The organism is Sulfuricurvum sp. (assembly GCF_022759005.1).
Lineage (GTDB): Bacteria > Campylobacterota > Campylobacteria > Campylobacterales > Sulfurimonadaceae > Sulfuricurvum.
In genome coordinates this window covers 1-6,129 of record NZ_JAEMQA010000141.1, presented here as the reverse complement: position 1 = coordinate 6,129, position 6,129 = coordinate 1, and the positions used below count along the sequence as shown (strand labels likewise).

The 6,129-nt window shown below is 48.3% G+C and carries 5 protein-coding genes; 2 read left to right on the top strand and 3 right to left on the bottom strand.

All coding sequences use genetic code 11. From position 1 onward, the window contains the following. Nucleotides 1–30: 30 nt before the first annotated feature. Together JHC35_RS08590 and JHC35_RS08585 are read left to right on the top strand one after the other, a co-directional pair. On the top strand, nucleotides 31–1,422 hold the full coding sequence (locus JHC35_RS08590; protein WP_295044254.1) for a DASS family sodium-coupled anion symporter: 1,392 nt from the start codon (nucleotides 31–33) through the stop codon (nucleotides 1,420–1,422). Next, the gene (locus JHC35_RS08585) at nucleotides 1,419–2,684 is read left to right on the top strand and encodes a hypothetical protein (protein ID WP_295044251.1); all 1,266 of its coding nucleotides are present in this window, start codon (nucleotides 1,419–1,421) and stop codon (nucleotides 2,682–2,684) included. The genes JHC35_RS08590 and JHC35_RS08585 overlap by 4 nt, the downstream gene beginning before the upstream one ends. On the opposite strand, the gene JHC35_RS08580 is transcribed toward JHC35_RS08585, so the two are convergent. The 3 genes from JHC35_RS08580 to JHC35_RS08570 form a co-directional block, all read right to left on the bottom strand. Further along, the gene (locus JHC35_RS08580; RefSeq protein ID WP_295044248.1) at nucleotides 2,662–3,141 is read right to left on the bottom strand and encodes a phosphoribosyltransferase family protein; all 480 of its coding nucleotides are present in this window, start codon (nucleotides 3,139–3,141) and stop codon (nucleotides 2,662–2,664) included. The genes JHC35_RS08585 and JHC35_RS08580 overlap by 23 nt on opposite strands. A 97-nt stretch (nucleotides 3,142–3,238) precedes the next feature. Next, nucleotides 3,239–5,029 carry a translation elongation factor 4 gene (lepA, locus tag JHC35_RS08575; protein WP_295044245.1) on the bottom strand — a complete coding sequence of 597 codons (1,791 nt, stop codon included), beginning with the start codon at nucleotides 5,027–5,029 and terminating at the stop codon, nucleotides 3,239–3,241. Between the two features lie 85 nt (nucleotides 5,030–5,114). Next, nucleotides 5,115–6,044 carry a ribose-phosphate pyrophosphokinase gene (locus JHC35_RS08570; RefSeq protein ID WP_295044243.1) on the bottom strand — a complete coding sequence of 310 codons (930 nt, stop codon included), beginning with the start codon at nucleotides 6,042–6,044 and terminating at the stop codon, nucleotides 5,115–5,117. Nucleotides 6,045–6,129: the final 85 nt, after the last annotated feature.

Here is a 6,129-nt window from a genome sequence, read left to right as displayed (position 1 = left end):
GCTATAATAACCATTAAAAATGGAGATTGTATGCGGATGACATTTCGTATTGTACTGCTCGCAATCTTTGCGTTTACCTTATGGTTTATCCCGCCCCCCCTCTCTATCGTTCCCTCTACATGGCACCTTTTTACCATATTTATCTCTACCATCGTCGCTATATTATTTAACATTATCCCCATTATCGCCGCTGCGATCATCGCCCTTGCAGTCAGTATTTTGAGCGGTATTATCGAGCCTGCAAAAGCGTATGCGGGCTTTTCGGAAAGCTTTATCCTCCTCATCGTCGCGGCCTTTTTGGTCTCGCATGCCGTTCACAAATCAGGTCTCGGTAAACGGCTTTCCTTGCATATTATTCGCCATTTTGGGCATTCGACCTTGGGTCTTGGATACAGCGTCGTTGCGACCGATATCCTGATTGCCCCCGCTTTTCCGAGCAATACCGCTAGAAGCGGTGTCCTCTATCCGATCATCTACGGTCTGGCTCACGATTGCGGCTCCAAAGTAGGTGATAATACCCAGCACCGTGCCGGAAGCTATCTGATGATGACCTCGATGGCGGGGCTCACCATCTCTTCAGGACTCTGGCTCACCGCCATGGCGGTCAACCCTATCGGTGTCGGTATTGCGGAGAAGATGGGAATTCATATCACGTTTGGAAGCTGGCTTTTGTATGCGATTGTTCCGACGTTAATCGCCTTTGCCCTCATCCCGTGGATGCTCTATCGCATTTACCCCCCTGAACTCAAAAAGACTCCCGACGCTCCCCTCAAAGCCTCAGTCGCATTGGAACATATGGGGCGTATCAGCCGTAATGAGTGGATCACGGCAGGGGTCTTTGTGTCGATGCTCACCCTTTGGGCACTTTCGGGGGTATTTCCTATCGACAAAGCGGCCGTTGCATTCGGGGGGCTCGGAATTTTAATGGCAACAGGGGTATTCGGAATTGACGATTTCAGAAGCCAAGGGGAAGCACTCAGTACCCTCATCTGGTTTGCGATCCTTTTCGGACTCTCGACACAACTTGCCGAACAAGGTTTTATGAACACTATCGCGGAACACTTCACCCACTACCTGAGCGGGCTTTCGTGGGTAACGGTATATGTACTGCTGATAGCAGTGTATGTCCTGATCCACTATCTGTTTGTCTCCCAAAGTGCGCACCTTCTCGCCTTGTTCGGTATTTTTCTCTCTGTTGGAGTACAAGCAGGTGTTCCGGGAGAGTTGATGGCGATTATGCTGTTGTTTGCTACCAACTTTAACGCAACCATCACACCACAAGGCTCATCGTGCAACGCGATCTATCTAAGCAGCGGATACATCAGTGCCCGTGACATCTACCTCTATGGCGGTGCGGTGACGTTGCTCACCTTCTGTATCTTTCTCCTGATCGGTACGCCGTGGATTTTGGCAGTACGATGAAACGGTTACGCACTCTTCATCGTACACGCTACGGAAAAATCATACTGTTTCTTTTCGGAACTTTATTCGCTTTGTATCTCTTCCTTTTCACCGCTTTCGGAAACCGTCTGATGACACCAACCATCGAAAAATCACTCAGTTATTCCCTGGGTACTCCGATCAGTGTTCAAGAATTTGTCCTGACCCGTAACCGTTTCCATCTTCTGTTTCAAGACCAACTAGGGAATACCGTCTCGACACAAGGAGGATTTTCACTGCTGACCTTGCGGATGTACGCCCATTATCGAATCGAGGGCTTTCAACACGGCGGGTTTAATCCGATCTCCAAATCGTTTAAAACCGAAGGATCGCTGAGCGGCGGTATCGCCTCATTCAACATCCACGGAAACGGGACAATTTTGGATGGCTCTATCATCTACAAATTGGAACTCCACCGATTTTCTCTCGCAACTGTAGATATGGCATTGAATAAAATCGCTTATTCACCTTTGATGGAGTTGCTCCATTACCCCTCCAATACCGATACGACGATTACGGGTACTATCGCTCTCAACGGATTTGACCGACGCGACGTCGGAGGGAAAATCTATCTAACGACCCATACCAAACGTTTTGTCCCTACCCCTATCACGGAAGACTCCAACGAGAGTGTTACCCTCAAATCGCTCTTAGCTGATCCCAACGGTCGGGTAAAACCTTTCTGCGTCGATGTAGAGCTAAACGTATCGTTAGAGCATGCCGGAATTTTGGAACAATTTGTCGGAAGAGCTTTAGGAGGCAAACTTCATGTCAAGGGGACCATCAAAGGGGATGAAAAGCGTCTTCGACTCAACTGCACCTCCGATGTTGCCCGCAGTGATGCAACACTTCTCATTGAGATCCCAAATTTGGAGCCTTCATCGATTATTTTTGATCTCAAACATGCCGATGCCGAACAAGCTTTTGCTCTCTTTGCGCTCCCATCCCCGATCAAGGGGGAACTGAGTGCCTATACCAAACTCAATACAACGCAGGGCAAACTCCAGATCAACGTTACAAAAGGTCTAACCGTTCCTGAAGTCTTCAAGGAACACTATCATATCACCCAACCGCTGATCCGCTTCAACGCTACGATAAATGCCGATCTCTCTAAAAAAGGGGTTCATTACCGTGCCGCCGTTAAATCCGATCTTGCTCGCATGGAGATCGACAACACGACGACGCACGATCAAATGCTTCGAGACTTGCTTCAATCGATTCCTAACGGTTCTCCGCATCGGTGAGAGTGAGACAGAGGATCACTTTTTTACCGTTAGCATGAAGCACCTCTGTCGCTTCGGAGAGCGTCGTCCCCGTCGTTACAATATCATCGACCAAAATCACCTCATTTTCTGCAAACGGTGTATAGATAAACTCCCTCGGATTCATTAGCCGCTCTTCGGCACTTTTTCCCGCATATTTGTAGTGTTTCGATGCACGAAGTTTTCCGTATTGCGGAATAATATTTGATGAGGCTAGTGCACGATTCAAAACGGCCGTATGTGAGTATCCGTTTGCGGCATGATCGTCGATACCGATCGAAGCGACACGATTTTTGTAGTCCCACTCACAGGCGAATGCACCCAACGCGCGCGCAGCTAAAACCCTATAGATATAATAACCTATGTCGGTATGCTTGGTAAGTAACAACGATTCGATCTCATCATAAGGAAAAAAAGAATAGACGGGAATTGATCCCATAATAGTACGTTTATGCAGAGTGGGGGTGAGTAGTGATTCTTGGCAGTGAGAGCAGATATGGGTGAAAGACCAACGCTCGCACACCATGCATTTCATGTCAGTCCATTTTCAAAACGGACATAAACGCCTCTTGAGGAAGGTTTACTTTCCCGATCGCTTTCATCCGTTTTTTACCCTCTTTTTGTTTATCGAGGAGTTTACGCTTACGGGATATATCCCCTCCGTAACATTTGGCGGTAACGTTTTTCCCCATCGATTTGACCGTCTCACGGGCGATGACACGGTTTCCGATAGAGGCTTGAATCGCCACTTCAAAGAGCTGTCGCGGAACAATCTCTTTCATGTTTTTGGTAAGTTCCCGTCCGCGATAGTCGGCTGCGGAGCGTGGAACGATGACACTAAGCGCATCGACGACGTCTCCCGCCACACGGACATCGAGTTTCACTAAATCCCCTTGACGAAATTCGATCGGTTCATAGTCGAAACTCGCATACCCTTTGGAGATCGATTTGAGCTTATCGTAAAAATCGACGACGATTTCATTCATCGGGAGTGAATACTCTAACATAACACGAGTTTCATTCAGATAATCCATTTTATCCTGCATCCCCCGTTTTTTGGTCAGCAAGGTGATGATATTCCCCAAATAATCGACCGGAGTGATGACGGTCGCTTTGACGTAAGGCTCCTCGATACGGTCGATCTTTTGCGGTTCGGGTAGTTCGCTTGGATTTTGCACCTCGACCATCGTCCCATCGGTCAAATAAACTTTATAAACAACCGAAGGTGCCGTCGCGATCAGATCGAGATTAAATTCCCTCTCCAATCGCTCTTTGATAACCTCCATATGGAGCATCCCCAAAAATCCGACTCGAAAACCGAATCCCAATGCCACCGAGGTTTCAGGCTCGTAGCTAAGGCTGCTGTCGTTAAGTTTCATCTTATCGAGAGCGTCGCGCAAATCTTCGAATTGGTCGGTATCGATCGGATAAAGCCCCGCAAATACGAACGGCTTCGCCGGAGCATATTCGGCTACCGGTTCTTTTGCCGGATTACGGGCATCGGTGATCGTATCCCCGACGCGGATACTGCCGACATCCTTGAGTCCCAATACGACGATACCGATCTCTCCGGCTTGGATTGCTTGCGTCTTTTGGCGGCGAAGGGGATGCGGGTACATCAGATCGAGTACCTGATGCTTCTCACCGTTATGCATCAACTGCACCATTTGACCCATTTTGATCTCGCCGTCAAACACACGAACCAATGCAAGTGCCCCCAGATACGAGTCAAACCATGAATCATAAATGATCGCTTTGGTCGTCGCGTCAGGATTCCCCTTTGGAGCGGGGATACGATCGACGATTGCATCAATCAGCGCGCGGATTCCGACCCCCGTTTTGGCGGAGATGAGCATCGCGTCGGTCGCATCGATACCGATGGTCGTTTCGATCTCTTCGGCAACCCGTTCAGGCTCGGCAGCAGGAAGATCGATTTTGTTGATGACGGGGATAAGGGTAAGATCATTTTCCATTGCCAGATAAACGTTAGCAATCGTCTGTGCCTCGACCCCTTGCGCCGCATCGACGATGAGGAGTGCCCCATCAGACGATGCAAGCGATTTGGAAACCTCGTAGCTGAAATCGACATGGCCAGGAGTGTCGATCAGGTTGAGAATGTAGTGTTTGCCGTCTTTGACGTAATCAAGACGGACACTTTGCGCTTTGATGGTGATCCCGCGCTCTTGTTCGATGTCCATCGTATCCATCATCTGTTTGGTCATCTCACGCTCAGAGACAGCACCGCACTCTTGGATGATACGGTCGGCTAGCGTCGATTTCCCGTGGTCGATATGGGCGATGATTGAAAAGTTACGAATATTATCCATTAGGTTTTATTGCTCATTTAATTTAATTGACGGAATTATAGCAGAACACTGCCCAGGAGGGGTGAGGCACCGCCTCGCAGAAAGATTAACTGAAAAGAGAATTGACACTCTCATTATGGTAGACGCGGCGAATCACTTCGGCAAACAGCGGAGCAACGCTGAGAACTTTAATTTTGTCACTTTGGCCATTAAGGGCGAGCGTATTGGAGATCACCAATTCATCAAGCTCACCGTTATTGAGATTTTCATACGCTTTACCGCTGAGAACCCCGTGCGTTGCACACGCCATAACCGATGTTGCACCCCGTTTTTTAAGTGCTGATGCCGCCTTGACCATCGTTCCGGCAGTATCAACCATATCATCGATCATGATGATGTCTTTCCCTTCGACTTCTCCGATGATGTTCATCACTTCGGATTCATTCGCTTTTTCACGACGTTTATCGACGATAACCATCTCAAGCCCAAGTTTTTCGGCGAAATAACGGGCACGTGCAACCCCACCGATATCCGGTGAAGCGATGACCGGATTAGGGAGATTTTTCGAGCGGATATACTCTTCAAAAATGATCGCACCGTAGAGATTATCGACCGGAATATCAAAGAATCCTTGAATTTGTCCCGCATGTAAATCGATCGTGACGACACGGTCAATCCCTGCGGTTTCAAACATATCGGCAACGAGTTTTGCGGTAATCGGAACACGCGGAGCGGCTTTACGGTCTTGTCGAGCATACCCGAAATACGGTACAACCGCTGTAATCGAATTGGCAGATGAGCGGCGAAGCGCATCGGTCATAATCAACAGTTCCATCAAATTGTCATTTGAGGGCGCACCGGTACTTTGGATAATGAATACGTCACGTCCGCGAACGCTTTCGGAGATTTGGACATTAATCTCACCGTCACTGAACCGTTTTACCGACGCTTTTGAGAGTGGGACATCGAGAGTTTTACACACCTCTGAGGCAAATTCGGTACACGCTGAACCGCTGAAAATTTTATAACCGCGCATTAGTCTTCCTGTTGAGCATAAATTGACACGATTATAGCAAGAGGAGACTTAGGGTGAGATAATAAAGAGAGAGGTTTATCCGTTC

Excerpts from the sequence above, each read along its gene's own strand:
- JHC35_RS08585 (WP_295044251.1), top strand. The coding sequence starts at position 1,419 with ATGAAACGGTTACGCACTCTTCATCGTACACGCTACGGAAAAATCATA.
- JHC35_RS08580 (WP_295044248.1), bottom strand. The coding sequence starts at position 3,141 with ATGGGATCAATTCCCGTCTATTCTTTTTTTCCTTATGATGAGATCGAA.
- lepA (WP_295044245.1), bottom strand. The coding sequence starts at position 5,029 with ATGGATAATATTCGTAACTTTTCAATCATCGCCCATATCGACCACGGG.
- JHC35_RS08590 (WP_295044254.1), top strand. The coding sequence starts at position 31 with ATGCGGATGACATTTCGTATTGTACTGCTCGCAATCTTTGCGTTTACC.
- JHC35_RS08570 (WP_295044243.1), bottom strand. The coding sequence starts at position 6,044 with ATGCGCGGTTATAAAATTTTCAGCGGTTCAGCGTGTACCGAATTTGCC.